Source organism: Niastella populi (assembly GCF_002078015.1).
In the GTDB taxonomy this organism is placed as follows: domain Bacteria; phylum Bacteroidota; class Bacteroidia; order Chitinophagales; family Chitinophagaceae; genus Niastella; species Niastella populi.
On sequence record NZ_LWBP01000078.1, the window covers coordinates 1 to 26,853 of the forward strand.

Here is a 26,853-nt window from a genome sequence, read left to right on the forward strand (position 1 = left end):
AGTTCGTTCGCTATTTTCATAATAGCGCATGTCGACCTTAGTAGAGATAGAAATAATTCAATACGTTATGTTTTAACCAAATCCTTTCTGAATATTTTTAGAATTGTTCCGTGTGCTACAATCCTTGCCCCTTCTGTTATATCAAATATAAGCCCTTCATATAATCTACCAATTTGTGCTTCTGGTGCAGCAAAGGCCATGTATGCGTTTACTATATTACCTGGATAACATTTAACCTGGCCAATAAATTCTTGTGCAGCCGAATTATATTGGCCATCGTAATGAAATGTACCCCGATAGCCACTGTAAATAAATGAAGATCTTCCGCCTTCTTCAGTTGTTAAGAACTGAATTTCAGCTTCAATTTCCTTCTCCTTGAGAGAAAAATTCTTTGCTTGGTTAAACCAGAAATCTGAAATTTTATTTTTGATTATTTCCTGTATATGCGTCAATTCCATTAATCCGGCAGCCTTATCGAGATTAAGCCAGAATTCATAAGTAAACCTGTCTTCCACTTCATCCGATAATTCGATTAAACTATCTAATGCCAGTTCATATTCATGGCGCTCCATGAACTCATGAAAATTTATAAGTTGCCTTTGTGCAAGAAACTTTTTGTCAACTAGTGTAGACGTGGCAATTAAAATATCTCTGGCTTTGCTTATTTGGTTAGGCATTTTGTCTTCACCCGATTAAATAAAATTAAACATATCCACCACAACTTAAGTAATTTGAGGCGATTGACCAGAGATCAGGATTACCTCCTTATTCGTACCCGATATAAGTGTTCGTCCCTTTTCGATCTTCATTGCCTCTGAGCAAATAAATAAGGTTTTGGTTGCTTTCCAAATGCTTTATTTTTCCCAAAGACAGACCGGATATTATGCCTTCCTGGTGAAGTCTATCAAAAAGAGATGTATTCAAGAATTTAGAGGTTGTTGACAGAAGGTAAATATAATTCTTTAAGTCCGCCCGTAAGCGTGCCTTGCGCCGCTTATATCAATGGCGTCTCCGCTGTTGTAACCGCGAAGGACAAACTAAGTGAAAAAGAGTAGTAGAGCTTAAAGATTTTATCCCAATTCGCGTGCCTGCTAAAAAACGTAAGTATTGAAGGAATATGGAGTTTCCTACAACGGCAAAAGCCCTCCGATGTATCGGAGGGCTTTTGTAAGAGTACCCGGGATGGGAGTTGAACCCACACTAGCATTGCTGCCAACAGGATTTTAAGTCCTGCGTGTCTACCAGTTCCACCACCCGGGTGTACCTTCTTCGCGTTTACTGGTTTTTCAACCAGGTAAACCGTATCTTAAATCTACACCAAATACCTGATCCCGGTACATAACCTTAGGACCTGTTCGAAACAAAAAATTCCACCTTGTGGATGGAATCTTTGAGCGGAAGACGAGGCTCGAACCCGCGACCTCAACCTTGGCAAGGTTGCGCTCTACCAACTGAGCTACTTCCGCATATGTGACCGAATAAAATTCGGTCTATTTTTAAAGAACTTATACTATTTTTTTCAGCCGCGACCTCAATCCGCCAACTGGCGGATTGCGCTCTACCAACTGAGCTACTTCCGCATATAACCGCCTTTTTCAAGGCGATCAAATTATTTTGAAAAGAACTTTTTTCCTACTTTAACCAGCTGATCTTCTTGTGATTAGCTATTTCGTTATTGGGATTGCAAAGATAGGATTTGTTTGATATCGGCAAAATTTTTTTTCGAAAAATTTGCCACTATTTATACTGTGGCGTGTACTGCGTATTCGCAGGAACTTCCACCTTCGGCTTTCCTTTATAACGATGCGTATACAAACTGTAGCAACCGCCCAGTACGAACGCCAGAACACAAAATACTTGCAGGTAAAACAAAAATACCGACGAATTTACCCAGCTACGTTTAAAGTCTTTATCGCGGGGATCTTTTTCCAGTTGTGCCATAACTCATTTAATTGCAGTGCAAAAATAATAGTTCAATCTAAAAATTCACCTTTTATTATCAACAATTTCTGTAAAAGTCTTTTTGCCTTTTACAAAATAACTCCACACCACGCTTTTGTGCAGATATCCGCCCAGCTCCCCTTTCTTTTTTGGCAGGAACGAACCCTTCTTTCTCGTCACGAATAACCACTTCAAAAAGGCGCCATGCGCCTTCATAACCGACCTGTAATAGGTTTTCTGCCCCGAAAGCAATGATTTAAAGGCAGAAATATAATCCAGCCAAAAACGATAACTTATCTTCCATATTGCCTCCCACCGCGGTAGATTCTTTGCCATCATCACCAGGTTGTTCCTGAAATTCAGAAAAACCTTCCGCGCATTGCCCTTCGGCAGGGTTCCTCCACCTACATGATATACAACTGATTGCGGACAGGCAAATACCCTGTACCCGGCCAGTTGCACTCGCCAGCAGAAATCGATCTCCTCCTGGTGGGCAAAAAAATATTCGTCCAGCCCCCCCAGCGCATGATACAGATTGGCCCTTACGAACATGGCGGCGCCACTGGCCCAAAAGATGGGCTCCGCCGTATCATATTGCCCCTCGTCCTTCTCGCAAACATCAAAAATGCGCCCCCGGGCAAACGGATACCCGAGGTGATCGAGCCAGCCGCCTGCCGCCCCTGCATATTCAAACAGGTCTTTTTGCGCATACTGCAGGATCTTGGGCTGACAAGCCGCTATGGTTCTGTCTTTCTCCAGCAGCGCTACCATGCCATCGATCCAGTTGGGCGTTACTTCCACATCGGAATTCAGCAGCACGTAATAATCCGCCTGAATATGTTTCAGGCCCTCATTATACCCCTGCGCAAAACCATAATTGTCTTTATTCTGCACAATACGTACTGTTGGCCAGTGCCGTTGCAGGTAACTCACCGAATCATCGGTTGAGGCATTATCGATCACCACCACTTCCTTATTATTATAAGTAGTAGCCAAAACCGAAGGCAGAAACTGTTGAAGGAAATTTTGCCCGTTCCAGTTCAGGATCACTATCGAAACACGTGGTGCCGCCATGCTGGTGTAAAAATAAATCAACGAAATAAAGGATGCAAAGGAACGGTTTTTATAAATTAGTTGAATGATTCAACCGCTTTTTAACTGGAGAACCGGATTAGCACTCATTGCCATAGCTATTGTAAGCGGAAGTATTTTCTATTCGCAGTATCTCGCCCGCAAAATTGCCCGTGAAGAACGGCAAAAGGTAATAGAATGGGTAGAAGCCACGAAATTGTTATTAAATGATACTACCGGTTTAAGCGATAAACTGGTTACTATTATAATAACGGAGAATAATACCGTACCCATCATAGTTACTGACGAGCAGGGGCACATTCTCGATCATGTGAACCTCGATTCGGCCAGTGTTGCCAGTGATAGCGGTTATGTTCGCAGGAAACTGAATGAATTCCGGGCGCAGAACCCGGCCATTGAATGGATAGATCCCCTGAAACCGGTGGAGAAAAACCTCTATTATTACGGACATACCTCATTATTAAACCAGGTGCGCTATTACCCGCTTGTGCAGTTGTTTATCGTAAGCATGTTCATTATTATTACCATTCTGGCGCTTACTACCAGTTTCCGCTCTTCGCAAAACCAGGTTTGGGCAGGAATGGCCAAAGAAACTGCCCACCAGTTGGGAACACCATTAACATCACTGCAGGGTTGGGTAGAAATTTTGAAAGATACCTACGCCGGCGAGAAGATCGTGCACGAAATGGAAAAGGACGTAGACCGTTTAAAGCTTGTGAGCGACCGGTTCGGTAAGATAGGCAGCACGCCGCACCTCGAAAAGCATAATATAGTAGCCCAGGTATCGAGCATGGTAGAATACATTCGCAAACGGGCCACAGGCAAAGTGCAGTTTGTGCTGAACACCAGAAATATCAATGAGATCTATGCCATGATCTCACCGCCCCTGTTCGACTGGGTAATTGAAAACCTGTTGAAAAACGCCCTCGACGCTATGGAAGGCAAGGGATCGATCACCCTCAATATCTGGCAGCAGGAAGGACAAACATTTATCGATGTCACCGATACGGGCAAGGGAATAGCCAAACAGAATATCAGCAAGGTTTTCAAACCGGGGTTTACCACTAAAAAACGCGGCTGGGGCCTGGGTTTGAGCCTGTCAAAACGTATTATTGAGCAATATCATAAAGGACAGCTGTTCGTAAAGGCTTCTGAACCGGGAAAGGGTACTACGTTCAGGATCGTGCTGAAGGAGATTGCCCAGCCTCAAAAGGCAAAAAAATAAGGTTCTGTATTTTTAGAAAAAAACATTTCTACATATCAGTAAATCAATTAAATTTGCAGCCCAATTTGAAGTGCCCAGGTGTTGAAACTGGTAGACAAGCCACTTTGAGGTGGTGGTGCTGGAAACGGCGTGCAAGTTCGAATCTTGTCCTGGGCACCAAAACTAAAAAGGCTTTAAGTCGTTGGACTTGAAGCCTTTTTAGTTTAGAGTAATTTCTCTTTTATCGACTAGAAATATTAAGTGATGGTAAAAGAGTAGTTTGGGTGGTTCGATTCCTGACGCCGGGCATAGCAGAAAACCAAATGTTGGTGGTAGTTTCTCTCCTAATTATTCCGTTCTCAAACTCTTTACAGGATTTGCAAGTGCTGCTTTTACTGTTTGAGTACTTAATGTAACAATTGCAATCAACAACATGGCAAATCCACATGCAGCAAAAATCCACCAGCTAATGCTGGTTCGATAGGCAAAATCCTGCAGCCATTTATTCATTGCCCAGTAAGCCAGCGGCGTTGCGATTACAGTTGCCACAATTACCAATTTCAAAAAATCTTTACTGATCAATTGAACAACGCTGCCGACACTTGCACCCAGCACTTTTCTGATGCCGATTTCCTTGGTCTTTACCTGTGCTGTATAAGTGGCTAATCCAAATAAACCCAGGCAGGAAATAAAAATGGCGATGGCTGCAAAAGTTGTAAACAAAGTGCCTGCACGCTGTTGGGATTGGTAATGCGATTCAAATGTCTTATCAAGAAAATTATAAAAGAAAGGTGCGTTGTTTGCATATTTTTTATACTGCTGTTCTACGGCTTTGATGGATGCCTGAGCACCTGCTCCGGTTGTTCGCACATATAAAGTGTTCTTTAATCCAGACGTTCTTATTAATAAAGGTGCAATAGGATCTTTCAACGATTTAAAATTAAAATCTTTTATTACACCTACTATTTCTCCATCGGCTTTCCCGTAGCCAATTTTTGTGCCGACATAGGGAGGTTTTAAACCCATAGCTTTTACTGCCGTTTCATTCAAAATATATTTATTATCATCAGAAGACGTTCCCGTAAAATTTGTTCCTGCAATAAGCTGGTACTTCATCGTAGGTATAAAATTTTTATCAGCCTGTACACGCCAAACTATAAATGGAACATCATCTGTTTTTCCATCCCAAATAATATCTCCTGAAATCTCTGTTACATTTGTAATGTCTGCCGCGCTGCTAAACGAAACATTTAATATGCTCTTTTGCAATTGCAATTCATTTTCTATAGCGTCAGCACTTTTCGCCGCTTCTTTGGGAAATGAAACCATAAAAACATAGTTCTTATCGTAACCCAAATCTTTATTTATTATATATGCCATTTGTTTTCCCATTACAATTGTGCTAACTAACAATATGAACGAGATTACAAATTGAAGAACGACTAATGATTTTCTAAATGAAGACGCTTTAATACCCAAAATACTTTTATCGCGTATGGCGCCTAAAGGATTGAAAGATGATAATAACAGTGCGGGATAAATGCCCGAAATTAGTATTGTTCCTAAAAAAGCGAAAAACAATACTTTTAACATAGAAAAATTGGAGAGGGAAAGAACTAATTGTTCGCCTGTAATTCTATCATACAGCGGCTTCAATAAAGTGATTAAAACAATTGCAATAAAAACAGCAAACCCGAATGTCAATACTGTCTCAGTAATGAATTGCAAAAACAATTGCCTTCTTTTTGCTCCAATGATTTTTTTTATACTTACTTCTTTACTTCTTACAAGTGCACGAGCCGTAGAAAGGTTTACATAGTTAATACTTGCTATGATCAATATTAATATTGCAACAAGCAACATTATTCTTACCATTTTTAATGCAGAATTGTCGCCATCAATTCCTGTAAGATGAAGGTCTCCTAAGTTCTGCAATTGAAAAGTTGTCGCAGCCTGACCATTGTCTGTTGCATTAAATAAATGTGTAAGTTTTGTTTCAATACCCGGAATACTAGCATTTGGATTTATCAGAAGAAATGTTCTGAAACTATAATCGTTTACATCTTCATCAATTGTTTTCCAACCATGATTGCCGCCATGAGCTGTGAATTGCTGAGCATAATAATCTACTGGAAAAATAGCGTCGTATTGCAGAGAAGAATTATGAGGAAAGTCTTGCAAAACGGCTGATACCGTGAAACTGTTTTTATCAAACCGCACAATTTTGCCAACGGCGTCATCCGTACCAAATAATTTTTTTGCTGTTGATTGTGTAAGTGCAACAGAATGCGCATTCGGCAAAAAGGCATTAAGGTTGCCATGCAACAATTTGTAGTTGAAGAAGCTTATAAAATTACTGTCGGCATAAAGAATATTGTTATTGTCGAATACTTTTGTAAGATCGATATTGGACAATACTTTATCAGACAGTGTTGGATTTTCATCATCACTTACTAATCTTAAAACAGAAATTACACCCGGAATTTGTTTTGCCATTATAGATAATGGTGCGGGTGACCCTTGCCAGACAAGTGATTTTTCTTCTAAAGTAATGTGCGAATTTACCTGGTAAATATTTTTATACAGATGGTTATATTTATCGTAGCTGAGTTCATTCTGCACCCAAAGCAGCAACATAAATCCTGTAGCCAATCCTACAGCCAAGCCGCCTATGTTCAGGATACTGTAAAATTTGTTGGCTTTCAAATTGCGCCATGACGTTTTGAAATAATTTTTCAACATTTAAAACGATTTTATAATTACCGGACACTAATCTAATGCAATTGATTCATAATCTTGGCAACCTAACTAAATTATCAAGTAAGTGATTTACAGTTGGTGTATGCTTTTGATATGGAACTTCCTGATTTTAATACAACTAGATTGAAATAAATTTGAAGTTGTCAGGTTGTGTCCAAATAAAATTGCCACCAACACTTTAATATATGCCGTTAACCGGCTTTCGCCCATGGGCGCTGTTATTTTACTCAGTTCCAAATATTTTTCCATTAAATGTATGTGTGCAACAACTGCAAAATGGTTTCATATCAATCGCTCTTAAATTTGGATTATTTTTTTGCAAAATGCGATTTTCGTCAACGAATAAACCAGAAAAATAGGTCGATTCACCAACTCTAATATAATCTTTCTTTTTTTCTTCATTTAAAGCAACCATCCAAAATATTGGTTCAGATTTATCTAACCTTGATTCTGCCTCACCAAAAACTTCATCCCAATCAGAACCAACTTTTGATAATAAAAATGGAAAGAAGTGGAGTATAATCTAAACCTCTTTCTTTTTTGCCTAACATTGTCCCTCTTATTTGTTGCAATGTTTCTTTCTTCTTATTTCTTGTATATTTATATTCTCCACCAAAATCATGGTGAACACCCCTTGTCTTAGTGTTCACTTTTCTATATAGTTTAGATTTTCCCCTATCCATTTTCGAATTTATTGCCTTTCGCTTAAATATATGCCGTTAGTTAGTCTTAACCCAAAAACAGGTATTTATAATCATAGCACAACGGCGGTTTTTACCACTCGCCTTGTATTCTTCAAAATTCTATTCTATTTTAGGCTGCCAAAACCTTCCATATATATGCCTCCTTCTAAACTGCTGGTCACTCTCTCCTTATTAATTCTTTCCTGCAATTATGGGCAGGTAAAAAAGCAGCATGCCGGCGCCGTTCAAATCGATACAAACCTGAAGAAAGCAATTGAAATTTCAAAAGAGGCGGCAAACCAGACAATGGCTATCCCCGCTGATACCACCTCATCAGATTATTTAATTTATTTATTAAAAAATGAAATGCCTGTAACGAGCTATTGGACACAGCAATTAAATAAGCTCGATGCATTTGAAATTCCATTCGACTCCACAACCCGTTTATCAATAACCCGTACCTGGCCAATCAACGATTCTGTTTCGGTTATTATTCTGCAATATTCCACTAATGTAGGTAGCGATGAATTTTTATTAACCGTAAAAAACAAAAAGCATTTTGTTGCGAAGGCTCATATCAGTAACCAGTACGACAGTGATGTAAGCCAAGAAAATCCAGATTACTATTATACGGAATATCAACTGATCGATGATAGAAAAATAAAGTTACTGCAGCATAAAATGAAAGATTACGACACAGGTAAGGAAAATGACATCGTTACCGTTGAGTATTTGTCAATACTGGGCAATGGGGATATACTTAAAAAAATATGATAAGATATCGTATTATTTCACTAAGACCCTCTACCGATAGTCTTTGCAAACCGCCCCGGCATATCCTCATTCACAAAACATGATGCGGTGTACAAGTTCAAAAGATATGAGGATGCCAGAAAGTGACAGGCCTGAACGTAAAAGACTTTTAGCTGCTTGTTAGCCTTGGTGTTTTTTGCATTAATAGAGATCAAAAAGCGGAATAAAGAACGAGGATAACCGTACGCTTGATTTTACCATGCGCCCGGAACAGGGATTCTTTATTTTTTTCTTTCTTAACAACCTGTGCACTTCCCTGTCTATAAATGCAGTGCCATCATTCTTCATAGCAGATTCCTCGTGAAGGATCCTGTATTTAACAGCTGCTGTTTTAGTTTGCTCATCGATCCGTATTTCGGATGAACGAAATGTATAGCCTACCTTCAACAATCCTGTATGTGATGGCACATCAATCAATTCATATACATAAAGTATAGGGCTGGCAACTGGCCGTTTGGGGAAGAATTTATTGCTCATTGTCTAATTTCATTCGACGAACTAATGTATTTATAAACTCCTGCTCACTTTTTGTGATACCATATTTTTTATAGAGCTTTTCATCGGTCCACGGTTCATTGAAGTCCTGCATGGGAACAAAAGCATACACCCCTTTGGGCACGTCCTGTGTATTTTTAATCAAGATCACTAAAAATCTTAAAAAACGCGTACATAAATACGTCATTACATTTTGTGCGGTTTCCTTTTTTTCAAACGGTCCAATTACAATGTAGGTTTCCGTACAACAGGAATCCGGTTCTGATAATAATGGAGTACCTAAAACCTGATGTGGGTATACATCGCTGCCCGGACTGGCCTTTGGAACAAGCACTTTATACTCCTTCACCCAACTTCTATTTTTCTCAACCTGGTTCAAACCAACATACCCGTTATCGCCAAAACGGTAGAGAAAAATATTTTTTTGAGCGGTTTCTGATTTTTCAAAGGCGCTGAAATTCGTTGCGAGGCCAAATGGTTTTCTTGAGCTAACGATCTGTTGAAATGACGCCTCTTTAAACTTTTGAACTTTTCTTAAAATACCAATGGCTTCATTATACCTGATAAATATTTCACTTCCCTCTTCAAGTAAAGGTCTTACCACAGTACTATTTGCAATTCCGGCCTTATGCGTTGTAACTGCACAATTTCCTTTATGCTCTTTGTCCCAAAGGAAATAACACACCCCGCCGCGTATATTCAACCCGGGGAAACAGTCGGAGGTTTCAGGAAAATCATGAATGACGGCAAGCCGGTTATCCGCCAGCATTTCACTTCTGAACTCATCCAGGCCTTTACCGCCTGAATACCACCGGGCCGGAATGATCATCGTAAGATAGCGTGGGTTGAGCTTTTTGGCTTGTTGAACAAATTTATGATAGATCGGACTGGCACTCTTATCATATCCACCATCACTCATCTGGTAAGGCGGATTTCCCACAATTACATCGAATTTCATACTCCTGATTACTTTTTTTGTCATGCTCGTATGAAATGGATATGCAGAAGATTCCAATACATCGCTTCGTTTGATCATCCCGTTTACAGAGGTCCATTCTGAAAACACAATAGGAACCGGGTTTTCGCCGGGTGTTCTTAAATTCAACGCATCACCCCAAATAATATTCATACCCAGGATACATGCTGCCGACCTTAAAAGATCAGCCTTTATTTCTTTGTAATTCTTTTGATAATAGCGGGTAAATACGCCTAATAGCCTGCCCTGGCAGGTTTGAACATTGTCTTCCAGGATATCGATACCATAAATACTTGTTATGGCAAGAATAGCGTATCGTTCATATTCTAACTGGCTTTTAGCGTACCGTTGTTCTATAACAGTCAATTTTCTTTTTAAAATTTCAACCAGAAAATTTCCGGTACCGCATGCAGGCTCTAAAAAACGGGAATCAATTCTTTCTGTCTCCTGTTGTACAAGGTCCAGCATCGCATTTACCTCACGTTGAGCTGTAAATACTTCACCATGGTCTGTAACCCGTTTTCTGGATCTTACCTGGTCTTCCGCTGGCATTTCTCCTGTAAATTCGTTCATACTTTTATTGATACACCTGGTACGCTAATGTACATTTTTAAGACATGTGTTGGCAAAAAAGCAGGGCCATTGCATTGCCTTTGTATAAAGATGGCAATTATTTTACACTTTCCCTACCCCTAATGCGAAACCGCCTTTAACCCCACAATTGACCCAATTAACGTAATTATAAAGAATATGCGCAGAAAATTGGCCGGCTCTTTAAATACCAGGATCCCTACCAACGCAGTTCCTACCGCTCCTATTCCCGTCCACACGGCATAGGCCGTTCCTATCGGAAGCGTTTTACTGGCTTTCATCAATAGCAGCATGCTTACCGTTAACGCCACCACAAACCCCGCGTACCAGCCTATGGCCGTATTTCCGCTCGATGCCTGCGCCTTTCCCAAACATGAAGCAAATGCTACTTCAAACAATCCCGCTACTATCAATATGAACCAATCCATAACATTCGTTTTGCGGGCAAAGGTCGATATACTTCGCTTATTTTCTCATTAAAATGTTGTAAACACAGGTTTGCTCCATGGCCGGAATTGTATAAAATATGTCATTTACGCCATGGCTCATTATTGCTATTTTTACATCATGGCAAAGGCAAAAAAGAAATTAATAGTGGTAGTCCCAATGCCAGGCATCTTTCTGCTCGATATTGCCGGCCCCTGCGATGTATTTGCCGCAGCCGACAAACTCCTCAATGGCAATGGCGGCTACGATATCCTGCTCGCTTCGCCCCTGAACTCGAAAAAGATACCCACCAAAGCAGGCATCGAAGTCATTTGCCAGGCTACCATTGGCACCATAACACAACATATCGATACCCTCCTCATTGGCGGTTTCTCTATGCCGCTGCTTGAAAACGGCGACCGCTTTTTTCACTGGCTGAAAGACGTATACCCCACCGTCAACCGCATCGGTTCTATTTGCGTGGGTGCTTTTGCGTTGGCTGAGGCCGGCATCCTGAATGGCAAAAAAGCCACTACCCACTGGGAATACAGCCAGCGATTCCAGCAGCGCTACCCGCATGTTCAGGTTGATACCGATCCGTTCTATACCCGCGATACCAATGTATATACATCCGGCGGCGTATCATCGGGCATCGATCTGGCGCTGGCCCTGGTAGAAGAAGATCATGGCCGCGATGTGGCCCTGCAGGTTGCCCGCAAACTGATCTTACATCTTAAACGCCCCGGCTATCAATCGCAGTTCAGCAAAGTGCTGGAGATCCACCGGCTTGAAAATTCCCTCGGCGGCAAACTATACGCCTGGATGATCAGGCACCTCGCTGATGACCTCAGCATTGAACAACTGGCCGAACACAGCCATATGAGTGTTCGCAATTTTGCCCGGGTTTTTCAGAAAGAAACAGGCATTACGCCGGCTAAATTCGTTGAAAAGGTTCGGGTTGAAGTGGCCCGCCGTTATCTGGAAGACAGCGACCTGAGCATTGACCAGATCGGCGTAAAATGCGGTTTAGGCGGTATGATCTCCATGCGCCGCACCTTTATCCGCCATATGAATATTTCACCCAGCGATTACCGCCGCACGTTCAGAACATCGCTGCAGGCAATGGAAGAATAACTTAAAATATACTATATGAAAGTAGCTATCAATGGTTTCGGCCGCATCGGCCGAATGACCTTACGCGCCCTGCTGAATAAAAAAGAAGTTGAAGTAGTGGCCATCAATGATCTTACAGATATCAAACTGCTCACCCATCTTTTCAAATACGATACCTCGCACGGTAAATTTCCCGGCGCCGTTGAACACCAGGATCAATACATGATCATAAACGATCAAAAAATATTGCTGCTCAACGAACGTGCACCGGAAAATCTTCCCTGGGCCAAATTACAGATCGACGTGGTAATTGAATCAACCGGCCGCTTTACCCAAAAAGAACAGGCGCAACAGCATGTAACCGCCGGCGCAAAAAGAGTATTGATCACCGCACCGGCCACCGGCTATGTAAAAACCATTGTGGTGGGCGTAAACAATGATCAAATAACGGATGCCGATGAAATACTGTCCGTTGCTTCCTGTACCACCAACTGTATTGCCCCGGTACTTTACCTTATCGATGAAGAATATGGTATTGAATCGGGTTTCATGAGCACCGTTCATGCATTCACGATGGACCAGATGCTGCAGGACGGGCCGCATAAAGATCTCAGAAGGGCAAGAGCGGCCACGCAATCCATTATTCCAACCACTACCGGCGCAGCCAAAGCCATTGGTGATGTGTTGCCCAACCTGAAAGGAAAAATGGACGGCTTTTCTTATCGCGTACCGGTGATCGATGGTAGTATTGCCGATATGTCGTTGAACCTGGTAAAAAAAGCTTCCGCCAGGGACATCAATGAAATGCTCAAACACCATGCAGCCACTTCTCTCAACGGCGTGCTGGAATATACCGAAGAACCGTTCGTATCGGCAGATATCCTCGGAAATTCCCATTCTTCCATCGTAGATGGCACATTGACCCGTTCAATTGACAAACTGACCAAGATCGTTTCGTGGTACGATAACGAGGTGGGTATTTCCAACAGGCTGGCCGAACTCACGGTTGAACTTGCCGGAAAAGTGAAAATGCCGGCTGAAGTATAAGATATGCGGGGATGTTTCCCTTTCAACCCGGCTCACCCAGAACTTGTCAGGTTGGGTTGCCTTACCAGGGCGGCCCAACCTTTTTCATGTACGCTTCATTTCCCGGTACCAGAAAAAAAATATATTTTAGCAGCTGGTAACTACCACAATCCGACATTATGAAAAAACCTGCAATCCGCGGCAAAACAATTGTGCAAAGCATCGACGACACCGCTGAGCCGGAGTCAAACAAACCATCCCTTCGCTGGATCATTCTCATTCCTTTTATAATTGTATTAGGGGTTATGGCTGCCATTGTGCGCGGCGGCGAATCTTCCACTGTTGAAAAAACAGAGAACGGAAAAGGTAAAAAGTCGGCTGTTACCGGCAGCGATGCAAACGTTAAAAAAACGATCAGGAAAAATATCAAACTATACGTACAGGCCGAAAGCAATGACTACGACACCAAAAGCCTCGGCGGTATTGCTAATCTGACGATCAGCGTAAACAATAATTCCGATTATACCATGGACAAAGTGCGTGTTAAGATCACGTACATAAAAGCCAACGGTGAGGTGTACGAAACAAAATATGAAGACTTCTTTTACATCCGTCCCAATTCGAAAGCCACACACAGAATACCCGATTCTAAACGGGGTACCAGCATTAAATATGAAATAGCCTCCATAAGATCAAAGGCGCTGGGTCTTTGATAAATACCAATTGATCACACACCATATTGACCGTGCCACGGCGGCTCCCGGTTTTTACCGGAAAGCAGTGGCACGGTTGCTTTTTTTATCCCTGAAAATACCGTGTTTTCACCCGTGTTATTTGTTGTTGTGTGAAATAATATCGTTAAATGAATGGGTTCGAAACGACTTTATGGATTAATAAAAATCACCCGTTGATCAATGTTATGGCCTTAAGTATGATCGATGTTTGCAGAACTGGGGTAAAAAGCAGGGTTGTACTGGTGGTCTTCGCCATCAGGAATGGTATTGCCCATGCTGAATGATCCGGAAAGAGAGAAACGACGTGGATGGGAAACGCAGACCAGATTCAAACCTGCACAATCTTTTGGCAAAAGAAACAACAGTGTGGGGCAAACCCGGGCGCTGGCCAGCCTTCATCTGCGAACATCAGTATAAAAGATGTAGATCGTGATTACTATGCCGGTGCCATAACAATGCTGTCAGAAAAAAAGGGTGTCCCGCATTGGCGGTACACCCCTGTTACACGAAGCGGCTGCACCCGCTTCGGTCCTATTGTCCCGTTCTAACAAAACCTTACTGAACCTTAGTTCAACATGGTCTTAAGTTTTGCTTCATTCACTATCGTTATATAGCCTTCGCTTATATCTATCAGTTTTTCCTGCCTGAACTCGCCCAGCGTTCTGATCAACGACTCGGTAGCCGTACCGGCAATGGCTGCCAGGTTATCGCGGCTGATCTTGATAGCGTCTTTATACTTTTTGCTTAACAGGATCAATGCTTCGGCTACTTTTTTGCGTAGGGAGTTATAGGCCAGGCCCAGCAGCAGTTTCTCTTTTTCTGATATATCCCTGGCCAGCATATTGATGAACTGGCGGGCTATCTGCCAGTCGGTTTCCATCAATAACTCAAACTCATCTTTGGGAATAACCGCCAACTCGGCATATTCAACGGCCACAGCAATATCTCTATAAACGGTTTCTTCAAGCAGTGCCACATAACCGAGGAATTCACCTTCGCCATAAATGCCGGTTATCAGCTCCTTGCCTTCCGAATTACATTTGAATGTTTTTACAATTCCTTTCTTTATGTAGAATAACTGCGAAGGGTGATTGCCTTCTGTATATATGATCTGTTTCTTCTTAAACTTTTGCAGGCTGGTGTTTTGGTTGAACGAAGCCATCAGCCTGTCGGGTTGTTTGCGCATATACGTATTGGCGCCATTATCGTACAGGTGTATGCTTTCCATTATATTATGGTTTTCCTTGTTATTATTTTCTACAGCAAGCAGTCTTTTCATTTTGGTAAGTTTTAAAATGGTCATGATCATAAATACCGGCGACGGAATTTATGATGATAATATTATTACGTGAGCCAGGCTGTTTTCAGAGAATTTCAGGACTGCAGCATGTTCTGCATGTTCTCAAGACACATTGATTAATGATTGTTTTCAGGAAAATCAGGGTTTAGGCGGCGCAACCAAAGAAGATTAAAACCCATCCGTTAGTGTTAGTCAGGCCACATTCTATCCACTGCCAAACAAATATAACAATTATTTTAAATATTCATAAGGATGGGAATTTTTAAATAGTGCAGTTGAGAGAATTATTGCTTTTTCCGTAAAGGGAAGCAATTAGTAAATGTGCCAATTAGCTAATGTGCAGATGTGCTAATTGAATACAGCTTTTTAGAATGCATTCGCATACGCGTTACTTTATTAAATACCTCAGGTATGTAAATAGTTATACTAACTATGCGTTGCCGCCCAATCGTCGAAATATCACACTAACTATTCGTTCCTACTTTATTCGTATTCCACACTATCACATCGACTCTCTTGTATTTGTATTGCATTATCGAATTATCACATTATCAAATTAGCTAATTGGCAAATTAGCCATCGTATCCGCCAGCATCTTGAACGCCGCCTTTTCTTCTATGGTTGCATTTCCCAACATTGCCGGACAAACGGAAATACCTGTCGATGGGTCATACCTCAACACGGCGATACCGGCGCCGAAATAAAATTGCCAGCAGATCGTATTGTCCTGCTGTTCCTTATTACAAAACGAAATGCCTATCTCATGCCTAAGCCAGTCTGCCGTGCTATAGAAAGTAGATGACTCGCATTGCGGAGCCAATACAACCTCTGGATATCCATTTTTGGTTTGTAATATCATAAAGAAATTTTTAACAGCTACTGAAGGGTGAATTTCGCAGGATATCTGAGTGGAAGGATGAACGTTGCATTAAGATATGTTAATTCCACATCACAAACCATGACGATGGTCATAGTTTTTACTTATCACCAATTAGTTGATCTGGGTTTAGTTTTATATACATGGTTTATCGGGAACATGAAATCAACAGCTGATCCGATGCATAAATAAATGCTGCATTTTCGCTCAGCAGGAAAACACGGTTTAGCTTCAATCACCGGCAAAAATCCCCTGCAATGTGCGCCACCAAACGGTTTCAGCAATTGACATTGATCAAAATAATTTCACAAACTGTCACACTGCTGGTACATATTTATTTGTAGTTCGTATATTAGTATCAGTTCGGTCGGGTGATGAGTTATATGTTTCACCCGATGTAAATTGGTATTTCAAGTATATGTTTGGCTTCCGGTTTAAGTATAGCCGGAAATTTATTTTGGCATCAAAGGCACAAAGAACATTCTTATCCTCTGTAGTTTTTTGTGCGGCGATAGATCCGGCAGTTTCTGTCCGGATCTATTTTTTTATAAAAAAACTACTTCAGTTGTCCGCCACTGTTTTATTCACCTGCACATCGATGTCAGGCTATCAATATCTGTCTGCATCACCTGCCTGTAAATTATAACGATCTGGTATTTGTTTGAACGGCCCTGAAATCATCAGCGCAGCAGCTGCACAGAGGAATAATGGTAGAAATCTGTCAGCGCGGTGTTCGCGCTGACAACTAAAGGTCGAAATCTGTTAGCGCGATACCAAAATCTGTCAGCGCAATGTTCGCGCTGACAACTAAAGGTCGAAATCTGTCAGCGCAATGTTCGCGCTGACAACTAAAGGTCGAAATCTGTTAGCGCGATGCCAAAATCTGTCAGCGCGGTGTTCGCGCTGACAACTAAAGGTCGAAATCTGTCAGCGCGATGTTCGCGCTGACAACTAAAGGTTGAAATCTGTCAGCGCGGCAGCTGCGCAAACAGCTAACGCACCGCTGCAAACAGAAAATGTATCGGTGCAAATAGATATTATACCGCGTCAACAGAAAACCCTGCCAAAAGAAACACTCTCAAACAATGATGAACCGCGAACTGAACAACTGAACAACTGAACAACTGAATAACTGTATTTCCCCAAACTGCCCCCTATTCTCCGGTAGCCGAAAACCATGAACTGAGAACTGAGAACAATGAACTATGAACTGTGAACTATGAACTATGAACTGTGAACTGTGAACTGTGAACTGTGAACTATGAACTATGAACTGTGAACTAAAAAGGGAATATTTTCTCAAAAAGGGAATAAACACTATGTAGAAACAACATCTATTTACTTGTACATCAACCAGTTAAAAAACTGGCAAGGGTATTGCCTTAGGAAACCCGCAAAAAACCCTTATTTCCCGACTGTATCCTATTATGAAAACCGTAATCCCAGTACCTAACCCGTTATGAAAACAGCTCTTTGCACAAAACCCCGCAGGGCATTGTATGCCCTGTTTGCAACATTATTACTTACCCAGGCCGCATCGGCCCAATGGTCGAACCTTAACAGCGGCACAGGCGAAAACCTTGGCGGCGTTCACTTTGAAGACGCCAATACCGGCTGGATCGCAGGCGGCGATGGCAGAATTAGAAAAACTACCAATGGCGGCGCCAACTGGACCACCCAGGGTGCCGGCTTAACCAACCAGCAATTAAACAGCGTATTCTTTGTAAATACAAATGACGGCTACATAGTTGGCGACAATGGTGTTATTCTCAGAACCACCAATGGGACCAACTGGAGCGTTCAAACCGTTGGCGGCAACGACTACCAGAGTTGCTTCTTTGTTGATGCCACTACCGGCTGGGCCGTTGGCCAGAACGGTACCATTCGCAAAACCACCAATGGCACTACCTGGAACGCTCAAACCAGTGGCACCACTGAACGCCTGTACGATGTGAAATTTGTTTCCAACCTTACCGGCTGGGCAGTAGGCGCCAATGGCGTTATTCGAAAAACCACCGATGGCGGCAGCAACTGGAACGGTCAAACCAGCGGCACCGGTCAGGACCTCAATGGTTGTTTTTTCCTGAACGCCAGTACCGGCTGGGCCGTGGGCGACAATGGCGTTGTTCTGAAAACTACCAATGGCGGCAGCAACTGGACGGCCCAAACCACCAACACCGCTACCGACTTCAACTGCGTTTTTTTCACCAACCCCAATACCGGTTACGCAGCCGGCCAGGGCGGTGAAATATATACCACCATCAATGGCGGCGCTACCTGGGGTTTACAAACATCCCCCACCAACCAAATCCTATATGGCATCTTCTTCGCAAACTTCAATACCGGTTATGCGGTAGGTAACAATGGTACATTGATAAAAACTTCCAATTCCGGCAGCTACCTCTGGTCTGAACAGAACAGCGGCACTGCCCAGGACATGAATGATATCTTCTTTACCAGTAACACTATTGGCTGGATCGCAGGTGATAATGGTATCATTCGAAAAACCACCAATGGCGGCAATAGCTGGACCGGCTTAACCAGCGGCACCACCCAGGACCTGCGCAGTATTCACTTTGCCGATGCCAATACCGGCTGGGTGGCTGGCGACAATGGCGTAATTCGAAAATCAACCGATGGCGGCGCCACCTGGACGGCCCAAACCAGCGGCGTTACGCAAACGCTGCGCAGCATACATTTCAATGACGTTAATACCGGCTGGGCAGTAGGATCAAATGGGAATATCGTAAGCACCACCAATGGCGGCAGTAACTGGACCGAACAAACAAGCGGCACAGGAAATGACCTCGAAGATGTTCAGTTTATCAACGCAACCACCGGCTGGGTAGTTGGTGAGAACGGCGCCATTCGAAAAAGTACTGATGGCGGTATAACCTGGACCGCCCAAACCAGCGGCACCACCCAGGACCTGTATGGGGTTTATTTCTTAGACGCCAATACCGGTTGGGCAGTTGGTAATAATGGCGTTATTCGCAAAACCACCAACGGCGGCGCTACCTGGACGGCACAAACAAGCGGTACCGGCCAGCGCCTGAACGAAGTGGTATTCACCACGGCCATCAACGGCTGGGCCGTAGGCGATAATGGCACCATCTTATATACCGAAGATGGCGGCGCCAACTGGACAGACCAAACCAGCAACAACAACGACGATATCAACAGCGTATACTTCGTGAATAACATGTATGGCTGGTCTATTGGAAATGACGGTACGTTACAAACATATATTTCGGTTACGCTTCCGGCCAGTTTTGCTTCCTTTGATGCAAACAGCACCGATTGCAGCATTGCCCGTTTGCAATGGCAAACCGCCGGTGATGCCAGCCACCACAGATTCGAAATCCTGTGGTCAACCGATGGCAGCCACTGGAAAACAGTTGGCACGGTGAACGCAACAGCTGCTGCTGCTTATTCGTATACATATAATGGTTTAGTGAAAGGCGCCAATTATTTCAGGCTGAAAGAAGTGGCGCCGGATGGTCAGGCCGCTTATTCAAAACTTGTTTCCATTTCAAACACGTGCGGGGTAACCAAAGCGATCTCCTTATATCCCAACCCTACCCGCTCAACCGTAACGGTTCAGTTGTTCAATACAACATTGCTGGGAACACAGGCCCGCCTCGTTAATTTGCAGGGTCATGTGCTGCGCCAGTTCACCATCAACAATGTAAAAGAAACTATCAATATGACCGGTATGCCTGCAGGTACGTATTTTATTATTACCGCCGGCAAACAGTCGTTCAGGATCATAAAACAATAAGGTTACTATAGCAAAAGTGCCACTCGTAAAATGAGTGGCACTTTTTTATTTGTGTGTCTTTTGCGAAAAACGACCTGCTTACTTGTTAACCCGTCAACCCGTCAACTGATCAAATCCACGCTAGTGGCCAAACTCCTGCACCCAGTACGAATTCACATTGGCGGCGCCTATAGCTGTTTGCGCACTATCCATCATGGCCTTACAATGTTCTTCACTTTGCAGCCAGGCCTGCATCAACGGTTTAATTGAGGTATACCCCTTTGCAATATTTTCCGTTACATATTTTCCGGAATATCCCAACATAATAGCCCGCTGAATGGGTGAAGTGCCGCCCGGTGAAATATGGCTGAAATAATTATTGGCATTCATATCGCGGGCATGCGCCAGCGCAGCCAGGGCCAGCGTATCGTTCCAGCGCAACGGCTTTACCGCCGGCATTTGGGTGGAACCGCAGGCGCACCCCGACTGGCGAAGCGCATTCACGGCCGCGAGCATTTCGCTTTTGACGGTTCGCTCAATATGGTTTTCCTTGCGGCAGGCCGGCAACATTACAATTACCATCAACAGCCTGCAGCAGCACTTTACAGCGGTATGCATTAGTACCATTATAAATTGCAAAATCAGTTAAAGCTTACAGAGTAACTGTTGGTTGTCCATTGCAAACCATTTCCATTGGTGCCGTAGCTCGAGGTGATCTCGTACCCGAACTGCACATCGCCAATGGTGATATTGCCGAACCAGCCCTGGTTCCTGATCCAGTTGGCGATGGCACGGATATCGACCGTAGTGTTATTGGTCTTCGATGTGCGCAGGAAGGAGTATACGTTGTTGGAGCCATTGCTGCCGCGAAATACATTCCAGGTAGCGCCGCCAACCGATAGGTTGGTGAATACCGGCACCGGGTTGCCCGAAGCGTTCCAATTGTAGGAAATGGGTTTAATGTTGCCCGAACCATTGCTGTTGCTGGTGTAATTCATCCAAAGCATAATTTCGTGCTGGTGGTTATTGTCCCACACATCGAAGCAGGAGGTCCAGGCGCCGCCCGATGGCGAAGTAACACTGATGCTGCTGGTGAGCGAGTTGAGTGAACCCAGCGCCCGGTTCACATTACGGGTACTGTTCGGGTACGATTTTATGCCGCCCGTGTTGGGATGGTTGGCCCAGATGCCCCAGTTGCTGTAACTGTTGGCCCAAATGGTTTGCGAGCCTGCTCCGCTGCCCCAGATATTATTGTACAGGGTATAACCGCCATTGTTCCAGGTGCCCCACTGGGCGCTGCTCGACCAGGCGGCCTGTACTTCAGGTTCGGGAACTGTCTTTTCTTTTTTACAATGAGTCAGCAAAATGGCAGTGCATGCAAGCGCAATCGTTAGTTGTCGATTCATGGTGATTTGTTTTATGGTTAATAATTGAAAAGACGCTCAATGCTGAACGCAAAACGCAGAACGCTAAACTCCGCTCCGGCTGGCTATACCAGTTATCTGAAACTTCGCAAAAATGCAGCGGGCTAAACACCAATACGGAATGCAGCACATTTGTTGCTTCGCGTTAAGCGTTACGCCTTCAGCGTTAAGCATCAGGCGGTCACTATGAATTTAATCAGGCATTCGCACTATGAGGGTAGTGGAATGTTTCAAAAAAGGTACCCGATTGTTATATTTGGCTTTTTTTATAATTATACTGATCGCACATGGATTTGTTTGCTGCATACGCTACCTCCAGCCTGATGCTGATAGCGCTTTCCGCCTTTATAATCGTGCTTTCAAAAGCCGGCTTAAAAGGCATCGATATGCTGAACGTGACCATTATGACAATCGTGTTCGGGGGAAAGGCCTCCACCGGTATCGTGCTGCCTTTATTATGCGTTGCAGATATCCTGGCGGTAAAATATTACCACCGCCATGCGCAATGGCCGCACGTAATAAAGCTGATGCCCTGGATGGTAATCGGCATCTTAATAGGCGTATTTGTGGGAAAAGACCTGAATGAAGCTATTTTCAGGAAGGTTATGGCCACCATCATTGTGCTTACGGTGGTGATCATGCTGGCGATCGAATTCCGGAAAGCAATGGTGATCCCCGGCAATAAATTATTTACCGCCGGTATGGGACTGGTTTCGGGTTTTACCACCATGCTGGGCAACCTCGCGGGCGCCTTTTCGAACATTTATTTTCTGGCCATGCGTTTGCCGAAAAATGATTTTATCGGAACCGGCGCGTGGATCTTTCTTATCATCAACCTCTTTAAATTGCCCTTCCAGGTATTTTACTGGAAGAATATTACCGCCAGCTCCCTGCTCACCGATCTGGCACTGGTACCATTTCTGTTGCTTGGGTTCTGGTGCGGCATAAAACTGGTGGCCCGCATAAAAGACGATCTGTACCGCCAGGTAGTGATCGTGCTCACGCTTATAGGCGCCATCTTTATATTTTTAAAACGGTAATATCGCTTATTCAGGCATTGTAACCGATAAAGCCTTTTTCAATTCTTCCATGGAAGCATCTTTCGACAGGAAGCCATCGGCTCCCAGTTGTTTGGCTTTATTCACAAACGCTTTACTGTTATGCATGGTAAAAAAAACGACTTTTATCTGCGGCCAGTCTCTTTTTAAAGTTGCCGCCGTTTCAAAACCATCCATTACCGGCATATTGATATCGAGCAGGCAAACATCGGGCGGCTCCGTCAACACAGATAATTTATCAAAAAAGTCTCTGCCATTCTCCGCTTCCAACACAATTTTATATCCCAGTAAACTCAATCGTAAATGAATGGCCTGCCGTAACATCGAATGATCATCTACAATAGCAATTGTAACCAACTGTGCATTTTCCATAGCTACTATTCAATAAGATATTTTAGACAAACAACCCTGCTTACCGGTTGATAAATATCAATGGTAATAACCTGTACTCTGTAATAAAGAAAGGGTTAAACCTTCAGCAGGGATGTAAAATGAACTACACTGGTTTCAGAATCGAACAAATCATTCCGGTGAAAGACCGGTAAGCCTAAAGCATTCGAAGGGATTGGAAGGCTCAGCAGGCAGAACAATGCTATTCGCGTTTGTATAACATATTGTCTGCTGATTGCATGCGAAATTAATTTAATAATTGCAACACTAACAAATATGGATGTGTGTAAAGATTGAAAAGCGTTTAATATTTTAACGCGATACATACTTTTATTTATTCGCCCCTAAAACGGGCTTGCTTTAAGTCAATAATTGCTAAACTGCTGTAGCGTATGATTAACCGAATTTGCTGCATCCGGCTTCTGGCCCGCAGCTGCATTTCCCTTTCAGCTGTATTTCGCTTACAGCTTACAGCTTGAAGCTTGCAGCTGTATTTGCCCTTCAGCCTTGTATTTCGCTTACAGCTTACAGCTTACAGCTTGAAGCTTGAAGCTTACAGCTTACAGCTGCACCCATAACCCTCCCCACTCACCTCTTCAACACCTTCTTCATGATCTCCACACAGGTTACCAGTTCATCGGGCGTAGAGGATGCAAAGCCCAGCCTTGTGGCATTCAGCACCGGTGTTACATCATCATTTCTGTACCCGGGCGAAAAGAATAATTCATGCGCCAATGCCTTTTGCGCTACGGCGTTTATATCAATGGCCGGATCAAAATGCGTCCATACGGCCATACCACCCACCGGCACCTGAAATTGGAGATAATCGCCGAGGTTATTTTTCAACAGCTCGCAAAACACATCGCGCCGCTGTTTGTACGTGCGCATCGCCTTGCGCAGGTATCGCTGAATGATACCATTCTGCAACAATTCGGCAATGGCATTCTCCAGCATATTATCGCCCTGCCTGTCGATGATGCGGCGCAGCTTTGCGAGGTGACGGATCACATTTTCCGAAGCCACCAGGTAACCTACGCGAAAAGCAGGTGAAATAGATTTGGTGAAGGAACCGCAATATAACACCATGCCCGCCTTGTCGGCGCTGGCCAGCGGCAGCAGCGGTTTGCTCAGGTAATGGAAATCGTAATCATAATCATCTTCAAAAATGATAAAGCCGTATTGCCCGGCCAGCCGCAGCAATTCAATTCTGCGATCTGCACGCAAAGCCGTAGTGGTTGGGTAGAAATGATGCGAGGTCACATACACGATGCGTACCCGCTGTTTGCGGCAAATAGCTGCCAGGGCCTCTACCACAATGCCATGTTCATCAACCGGGATCTTCAACAGTTTGGTGCCTGCCTGTAAAAAATTCATGTTGGCGCCATTGTAATTCAGCTCCCCTACTACCGCAATATCGCCGGGTTGTAAAAATGCGGTGCAGGAAAGGTACAGTCCCATTACCGTACCACGGGTGATCAGGATGTTGTTGGCGGTCACTTTCAGTCCGCGCGTATCGTTTAAATAATCGGCCAGCACCTGCCGTAACCACAGCGAGCCCATCGTATCGCCATAGCCTAAACGCACATACGGATTACCGGTAAGGAGTTGGCTGCGGTAAGCGCGTGCCAGTTCTTCCAATGGCGCCAGCCGCGAATCGGGGAAACCATCATCGAGGTGATACTTGTGCTTTGACCAAATGACCGGCCGGTCGAGGTGCGGCGCTTCCTCAAATTCAAAACCGGCCACATGCGCCGGGTTAATGGGTTTGACAGAACCGTTCAGCAAACTGCGCGGATGTATTTCCGGTAAATGTTTGGCCACGTACGTGCCGCTGCCCGTACGGCTTTCGATCCAGCCCTGCGCCAGCAGTTCATCATAGGCCTGTATCACCGTTTTGCGGTGCACCTGCAGCCAGTCGGCCATTTGCCGGGTGCTGGGGAGCCGGTGGCCGGCCTGCAGATTGCCATCTTTTATGAACACCATTAACTGGTTGGCAATTTGCAGATACACAGGTTGAATACTGTCTTTTTCGATCGAAATAAGGGTTGAAAGTGCCTGCATGGTAAAGTGGACTACTTACTTTATAAAAACCGGATGATTATACTCGTCCAATAAAGATACACTTTTGTAAAAAAACCAAGCAACATGGCACCACAACCACACCTGATTCCCAGCCGGTCGGCCAAAAGAGCGCATTACGATAAAGAAACCATCTATCCTATTTTAGACGAGGCGCTTTTCTGCACCATTAGCTATGTGTTCGACAACAAGCCATTTTCCATTCCTACTGCATTCGTCCGGTATGAGAATAAATTATATATCCATGGTTCCGTAGGCAGTCATTTTATCTGGGAACTGGAAAAAGGCGTACCGGTTTGTATAAGCGTTACGCTGCTCGATGCCCTGGTGGTTGCCAAATCGGCTTTCTCGCATTCGGTGAATTACCGGTCGGTAGTGCTTTTTTCAAATGGAGTAAAAATAGATGAAGCGAAATTAAAAGCCGATGTGCTGGAATGGCTTACCAATAAGATCGTACCTGACAGTTGGGATTACCTGCGCCCCATGAAAGACAATGAGGTTAAAAAAACAACGGTGATCGCTTTTGATATCGATGAAGCCTCGGCCAAGGTGCGCACTGGAATGCCGAACGATGAAGAGGAGGACAAACCGCTGCCGATATGGTCGGGTATTATTCCCATAGAAACCATTCGCCGCGATCCGCAGCCCGATCTATTGAGCCAGGAGATCCCGCTGCCGAAACACCTGATGCCGGGAAAGCTAATTAGCTAATGTGATAATTTGATAATGTGATAATGAGGGTTCGCGCTATTGCGCCGGCTTTATAAAACTGTAATTCCTTTCACAGTGGTAATGGCGAAATAAATTATTTACTTTTCAAACTAATTACCGGGTTCAGGATACAACCGCTGTTCAGTATTGAAGAATTATATTTTATCGGGCACCGGTTTGGCGGGCACTTCCGCCACTGGTACTGTTACGGGCACCTTATTCCGGTGGCGATAGAGCATGAAGCCATAGGCAAACATGGAAAGGGCCACGATGGCAATAAGCACACTCCATTTTTTATTGCTGTTATCGAGCGAATGTTTGCTTTCATTATAGCTGTCAACGGTCAGCAACGGCTCGCCGTTCATGGTAAGACTATACGTATAGATCGTAGCCCACTCGTAGTGTTTATCGAAATAACCCGGCACTTCGGTATTCCTGATCTTCACCGCATATTCGTGTTTAAGAATGCTGAGCTCAACCGGCGTACCGCGGGTAGCGCCGCTCAATTTCTTTTGACTGATAGAATTAAAACCCACCCCATCTATATGAAAGTTGATGCCGGGATATTCTATCAGGTATAATTGCATGTAGCTAAATGCGTTTCTGGCGGTTGGCCCTTTTATATCGGGCGGCATGCTGAGGCGGCCATTAAGTGTAATGAGTTTCGTGCCATCAACCGATAATTCGGGCATGATGATCGACTTTATCGTAAACCCAAACAGGAATGCCCCCGCAACCAACAGGATTACCCCTACTCCCCTGTTCTCGTATCGTGAATGGCGGGTAATGGGCAGTTCGAACTTTCGTTTTATTTTCCATTTCTGCAGTTGCTGTATCACATCTGCATAGTTGCTGATAAGCGGTTCGGGCAGCACTATATCTTCGGCCGTTGTTTTTATTACGATGTAATTGATCTGCTTGCGGGTAGTTTCAGAAAAGGCTTTAAGATCTACTTTATTGAATACGCGGGCAGAAAAACGCCATTTTACGGTGAGCCCGTCTTCATAAATATCAACCGACTTGAAACCCTGCATGGTTACCAACAGGATAAAACCGAAGAAAAGCGTTAAACTGGTAGCGGCCACCAATACTTCTACCTGAACACGCCGGTATGCGAATGCATGTTGAAAGATATAAAACGAAATAACCGACATCATGGCAAAAAGGATCAGGATCAAAAGCCACTGCCGGTTGTTGAATTTACCCTTTGATATTGGCGCCATGGTTGTAAAGTAAGATATCCACGGCTTTTTTAAAACAAAAGAGAGAAAAAAATTGCAATGGGGGATAAAAACAGGTAAGCAATTGCTGATTTAGAGATTTTGGATTTTATGATGTTCGGCATTAAACCAAATCTCAAAATCCCGAAATCCCTAAATCAGCAATTTTACCTTCTATTC

At 43.8% G+C, this 26,853-nt stretch carries 25 protein-coding genes and 3 tRNA genes; 9 read left to right on the forward strand and 19 right to left on the reverse strand.

The annotated features are described in order from the left end of the window. Positions 1–65: 65 nt before the first annotated feature. From A4R26_RS08275 to A4R26_RS08295, 5 genes are all read right to left on the reverse strand, one after another. A complete protein-coding gene (locus tag A4R26_RS08275; protein WP_081163320.1) occupies positions 66–677 on the reverse strand; it encodes a hypothetical protein in 612 nt (203 codons plus the stop codon). A 497-nt stretch (positions 678–1,174) separates the two neighbouring features. Then, positions 1,175–1,260 (reverse strand) — tRNA-Leu (locus tag A4R26_RS08280). Positions 1,261–1,393: 133 nt separating this feature from the next. After that, positions 1,394–1,466: transfer RNA gene (locus A4R26_RS08285), tRNA-Gly, on the reverse strand. Positions 1,467–1,737: 271 nt separating this feature from the next. Continuing rightward, a complete protein-coding gene (locus A4R26_RS08290) occupies positions 1,738–1,941 on the reverse strand; it encodes a hypothetical protein (RefSeq protein WP_081163321.1) in 204 nt (67 codons plus the stop codon). Positions 1,942–1,986: 45 nt separating this feature from the next. After that, complete coding sequence (locus A4R26_RS08295; RefSeq protein WP_081163476.1) at positions 1,987–3,015, reverse strand: glycosyltransferase family 2 protein; 1,029 nt, start codon at positions 3,013–3,015, stop codon at positions 1,987–1,989. A 64-nt stretch (positions 3,016–3,079) separates the two neighbouring features. On the opposite strand from A4R26_RS08295, the gene A4R26_RS08300 reads away from it, so the two are divergent. Together A4R26_RS08300 and A4R26_RS08305 are read left to right on the forward strand one after the other, a co-directional pair. Further along, positions 3,080–4,258, forward strand: coding sequence for a sensor histidine kinase (locus A4R26_RS08300; protein ID WP_081163322.1), 1,179 nt, complete (start codon positions 3,080–3,082; stop codon positions 4,256–4,258). A 72-nt stretch (positions 4,259–4,330) separates the two neighbouring features. Continuing rightward, positions 4,331–4,417: transfer RNA gene (locus A4R26_RS08305), tRNA-Leu, on the forward strand. A gap of 168 nt (positions 4,418–4,585) precedes the next feature. Here the strand turns inward: A4R26_RS08305 and A4R26_RS08310 are convergent. From A4R26_RS08310 to A4R26_RS35415, 3 genes are all read right to left on the reverse strand, one after another. Next, positions 4,586–6,979, reverse strand: coding sequence for an ABC transporter permease (locus tag A4R26_RS08310; RefSeq protein ID WP_081163323.1), 2,394 nt, complete (start codon positions 6,977–6,979; stop codon positions 4,586–4,588). 241 nt (positions 6,980–7,220) lie between these two features. After that, positions 7,221–7,412, reverse strand: a complete 192-nt coding sequence (locus tag A4R26_RS35410; protein WP_207625711.1) for a hypothetical protein — start codon at positions 7,410–7,412, stop codon at positions 7,221–7,223. A 61-nt stretch (positions 7,413–7,473) separates the two neighbouring features. After that, positions 7,474–7,680 carry a hypothetical protein gene (locus A4R26_RS35415; RefSeq protein ID WP_207625712.1) on the reverse strand — a complete coding sequence of 69 codons (207 nt, stop codon included), beginning with the start codon at positions 7,678–7,680 and terminating at the stop codon, positions 7,474–7,476. Between the two features lie 156 nt (positions 7,681–7,836). Here A4R26_RS35415 and A4R26_RS08325 point away from each other — a divergent pair, with 156 nt between their 5' ends. After that, positions 7,837–8,454 carry a hypothetical protein gene (locus A4R26_RS08325; RefSeq protein ID WP_081163325.1) on the forward strand — a complete coding sequence of 206 codons (618 nt, stop codon included), beginning with the start codon at positions 7,837–7,839 and terminating at the stop codon, positions 8,452–8,454. A 180-nt stretch (positions 8,455–8,634) separates the two neighbouring features. Here A4R26_RS08325 and A4R26_RS08330 read toward each other — a convergent pair whose 3' ends face one another. From A4R26_RS08330 to A4R26_RS08340, 3 genes are all read right to left on the reverse strand, one after another. Beyond that, positions 8,635–8,970, reverse strand: coding sequence for a GIY-YIG nuclease family protein (locus A4R26_RS08330; protein WP_081163326.1), 336 nt, complete (start codon positions 8,968–8,970; stop codon positions 8,635–8,637). Beyond that, positions 8,960–10,537: an Eco57I restriction-modification methylase domain-containing protein gene (locus tag A4R26_RS08335; RefSeq protein ID WP_081163327.1), complete on the reverse strand. Its 1,578-nt coding sequence runs from the start codon at positions 10,535–10,537 to the stop codon at positions 8,960–8,962. The genes A4R26_RS08330 and A4R26_RS08335 overlap by 11 nt, the downstream gene beginning before the upstream one ends. 119 nt (positions 10,538–10,656) lie before the next feature. Then, a complete protein-coding gene (locus tag A4R26_RS08340; RefSeq protein WP_081163328.1) occupies positions 10,657–10,983 on the reverse strand; it encodes a DMT family transporter in 327 nt (108 codons plus the stop codon). A 139-nt stretch (positions 10,984–11,122) separates the two neighbouring features. On the opposite strand from A4R26_RS08340, the gene A4R26_RS08345 reads away from it, so the two are divergent. From A4R26_RS08345 to A4R26_RS08355, 3 genes are all read left to right on the forward strand, one after another. Beyond that, a complete protein-coding gene (locus A4R26_RS08345; RefSeq protein ID WP_242674862.1) occupies positions 11,123–12,115 on the forward strand; it encodes a GlxA family transcriptional regulator in 993 nt (330 codons plus the stop codon). Between the two features lie 15 nt (positions 12,116–12,130). Further along, positions 12,131–13,141 (forward strand): type I glyceraldehyde-3-phosphate dehydrogenase, encoded by a 1,011-nt coding sequence (gene gap, locus A4R26_RS08350; RefSeq protein ID WP_081163330.1) that lies wholly within the window; start codon positions 12,131–12,133, stop codon positions 13,139–13,141. Positions 13,142–13,299: 158 nt separating this feature from the next. After that, positions 13,300–13,833: a hypothetical protein gene (locus A4R26_RS08355; RefSeq protein ID WP_081163331.1), complete on the forward strand. Its 534-nt coding sequence runs from the start codon at positions 13,300–13,302 to the stop codon at positions 13,831–13,833. Between the two features lie 212 nt (positions 13,834–14,045). Here the strand turns inward: A4R26_RS08355 and A4R26_RS34820 are convergent, their stop codons facing one another. The 3 genes from A4R26_RS34820 to A4R26_RS08370 all read right to left on the reverse strand — a co-directional run bounded on the left by A4R26_RS34820 (position 14,046) and on the right by A4R26_RS08370 (position 16,013). Then, on the reverse strand, positions 14,046–14,186 hold the full coding sequence (locus A4R26_RS34820) for a hypothetical protein (RefSeq protein WP_165760193.1): 141 nt from the start codon (positions 14,184–14,186) through the stop codon (positions 14,046–14,048). A gap of 233 nt (positions 14,187–14,419) precedes the next feature. Then, complete coding sequence (locus A4R26_RS08365; RefSeq protein WP_242674863.1) at positions 14,420–15,133, reverse strand: Crp/Fnr family transcriptional regulator; 714 nt, start codon at positions 15,131–15,133, stop codon at positions 14,420–14,422. 577 nt (positions 15,134–15,710) lie between these two features. Then, on the reverse strand, positions 15,711–16,013 hold the full coding sequence (locus A4R26_RS08370; RefSeq protein WP_081163334.1) for a hypothetical protein: 303 nt from the start codon (positions 16,011–16,013) through the stop codon (positions 15,711–15,713). A 1,477-nt stretch (positions 16,014–17,490) separates the two neighbouring features. Between A4R26_RS08370 and A4R26_RS08375 the strand changes: the two genes are divergently transcribed. After that, complete coding sequence (locus A4R26_RS08375; protein WP_081163335.1) at positions 17,491–19,812, forward strand: YCF48-related protein; 2,322 nt, start codon at positions 17,491–17,493, stop codon at positions 19,810–19,812. 120 nt (positions 19,813–19,932) lie between these two features. Here the strand turns inward: A4R26_RS08375 and A4R26_RS08380 are convergent, their stop codons facing one another. Together A4R26_RS08380 and A4R26_RS08385 are read right to left on the reverse strand one after the other, a co-directional pair. Continuing rightward, positions 19,933–20,409 carry a CAP domain-containing protein gene (locus A4R26_RS08380; RefSeq protein ID WP_165760194.1) on the reverse strand — a complete coding sequence of 159 codons (477 nt, stop codon included), beginning with the start codon at positions 20,407–20,409 and terminating at the stop codon, positions 19,933–19,935. 23 nt (positions 20,410–20,432) lie between these two features. Further along, positions 20,433–21,197, reverse strand: a complete 765-nt coding sequence (locus A4R26_RS08385; RefSeq protein ID WP_081163337.1) for a GH12 family glycosyl hydrolase domain-containing protein — start codon at positions 21,195–21,197, stop codon at positions 20,433–20,435. Between the two features lie 305 nt (positions 21,198–21,502). On the opposite strand from A4R26_RS08385, the gene A4R26_RS08390 reads away from it, so the two are divergent. Further along, positions 21,503–22,255, forward strand: a complete 753-nt coding sequence (locus A4R26_RS08390) for a sulfite exporter TauE/SafE family protein (protein ID WP_081163338.1) — start codon at positions 21,503–21,505, stop codon at positions 22,253–22,255. Between the two features lie 6 nt (positions 22,256–22,261). Here A4R26_RS08390 and A4R26_RS08395 read toward each other — a convergent pair whose 3' ends face one another. Both A4R26_RS08395 and A4R26_RS08400 read right to left on the reverse strand, forming a co-directional pair. Beyond that, positions 22,262–22,645, reverse strand: coding sequence for a response regulator (locus tag A4R26_RS08395; RefSeq protein WP_081163339.1), 384 nt, complete (start codon positions 22,643–22,645; stop codon positions 22,262–22,264). A 606-nt stretch (positions 22,646–23,251) separates the two neighbouring features. Beyond that, a complete protein-coding gene (locus A4R26_RS08400; RefSeq protein WP_081163340.1) occupies positions 23,252–24,724 on the reverse strand; it encodes an aminotransferase-like domain-containing protein in 1,473 nt (490 codons plus the stop codon). An 84-nt stretch (positions 24,725–24,808) separates the two neighbouring features. Between A4R26_RS08400 and A4R26_RS08405 the strand changes: the two genes are divergently transcribed. Beyond that, positions 24,809–25,453, forward strand: a complete 645-nt coding sequence (locus tag A4R26_RS08405) for a pyridoxamine 5'-phosphate oxidase family protein (protein ID WP_081163341.1) — start codon at positions 24,809–24,811, stop codon at positions 25,451–25,453. A 155-nt stretch (positions 25,454–25,608) separates the two neighbouring features. Here the strand turns inward: A4R26_RS08405 and A4R26_RS08410 are convergent, their stop codons facing one another. Further along, a complete protein-coding gene (locus A4R26_RS08410; RefSeq protein WP_081163342.1) occupies positions 25,609–26,676 on the reverse strand; it encodes a hypothetical protein in 1,068 nt (355 codons plus the stop codon). Between the last annotated feature and the right edge of the window lie 177 nt (positions 26,677–26,853).

Excerpts from the sequence above, each read along its gene's own strand:
- A4R26_RS08385 (WP_081163337.1), bottom strand. The coding sequence starts at position 21,197 with ATGAATCGACAACTAACGATTGCGCTTGCATGCACTGCCATTTTGCTG.
- A4R26_RS08345 (WP_242674862.1), top strand. The coding sequence starts at position 11,123 with ATGGCAAAGGCAAAAAAGAAATTAATAGTGGTAGTCCCAATGCCAGGC.
- A4R26_RS08395 (WP_081163339.1), bottom strand. The coding sequence starts at position 22,645 with ATGGAAAATGCACAGTTGGTTACAATTGCTATTGTAGATGATCATTCG.
- A4R26_RS08390 (WP_081163338.1), top strand. The coding sequence starts at position 21,503 with ATGGATTTGTTTGCTGCATACGCTACCTCCAGCCTGATGCTGATAGCG.
- A4R26_RS08275 (WP_081163320.1), bottom strand. The coding sequence starts at position 677 with ATGCCTAACCAAATAAGCAAAGCCAGAGATATTTTAATTGCCACGTCT.
- A4R26_RS08405 (WP_081163341.1), top strand. The coding sequence starts at position 24,809 with ATGGCACCACAACCACACCTGATTCCCAGCCGGTCGGCCAAAAGAGCG.
- A4R26_RS08375 (WP_081163335.1), top strand. The coding sequence starts at position 17,491 with ATGAAAACAGCTCTTTGCACAAAACCCCGCAGGGCATTGTATGCCCTG.
- A4R26_RS08365 (WP_242674863.1), bottom strand. The coding sequence starts at position 15,133 with ATGAAAAGACTGCTTGCTGTAGAAAATAATAACAAGGAAAACCATAAT.
- A4R26_RS08340 (WP_081163328.1), bottom strand. The coding sequence starts at position 10,983 with ATGGATTGGTTCATATTGATAGTAGCGGGATTGTTTGAAGTAGCATTT.
- A4R26_RS08380 (WP_165760194.1), bottom strand. The coding sequence starts at position 20,409 with ATGCATACCGCTGTAAAGTGCTGCTGCAGGCTGTTGATGGTAATTGTA.
- A4R26_RS35410 (WP_207625711.1), bottom strand. The coding sequence starts at position 7,412 with ATGGTTGCTTTAAATGAAGAAAAAAAGAAAGATTATATTAGAGTTGGT.
- A4R26_RS08400 (WP_081163340.1), bottom strand. The coding sequence starts at position 24,724 with ATGCAGGCACTTTCAACCCTTATTTCGATCGAAAAAGACAGTATTCAA.
- A4R26_RS35415 (WP_207625712.1), bottom strand. The coding sequence starts at position 7,680 with ATGGATAGGGGAAAATCTAAACTATATAGAAAAGTGAACACTAAGACA.
- A4R26_RS08290 (WP_081163321.1), bottom strand. The coding sequence starts at position 1,941 with ATGGCACAACTGGAAAAAGATCCCCGCGATAAAGACTTTAAACGTAGC.
- A4R26_RS08355 (WP_081163331.1), top strand. The coding sequence starts at position 13,300 with ATGAAAAAACCTGCAATCCGCGGCAAAACAATTGTGCAAAGCATCGAC.
- gap (WP_081163330.1), top strand. The coding sequence starts at position 12,131 with ATGAAAGTAGCTATCAATGGTTTCGGCCGCATCGGCCGAATGACCTTA.
- A4R26_RS08330 (WP_081163326.1), bottom strand. The coding sequence starts at position 8,970 with ATGAGCAATAAATTCTTCCCCAAACGGCCAGTTGCCAGCCCTATACTT.
- A4R26_RS08295 (WP_081163476.1), bottom strand. The coding sequence starts at position 3,015 with ATGGCGGCACCACGTGTTTCGATAGTGATCCTGAACTGGAACGGGCAA.
- A4R26_RS08325 (WP_081163325.1), top strand. The coding sequence starts at position 7,837 with ATGCCTCCTTCTAAACTGCTGGTCACTCTCTCCTTATTAATTCTTTCC.
- A4R26_RS08310 (WP_081163323.1), bottom strand. The coding sequence starts at position 6,979 with ATGTTGAAAAATTATTTCAAAACGTCATGGCGCAATTTGAAAGCCAAC.
- A4R26_RS08370 (WP_081163334.1), bottom strand. The coding sequence starts at position 16,013 with ATGATATTACAAACCAAAAATGGATATCCAGAGGTTGTATTGGCTCCG.
- A4R26_RS08335 (WP_081163327.1), bottom strand. The coding sequence starts at position 10,537 with ATGAACGAATTTACAGGAGAAATGCCAGCGGAAGACCAGGTAAGATCC.
- A4R26_RS08410 (WP_081163342.1), bottom strand. The coding sequence starts at position 26,676 with ATGGCGCCAATATCAAAGGGTAAATTCAACAACCGGCAGTGGCTTTTG.
- A4R26_RS08300 (WP_081163322.1), top strand. The coding sequence starts at position 3,080 with ATGATTCAACCGCTTTTTAACTGGAGAACCGGATTAGCACTCATTGCC.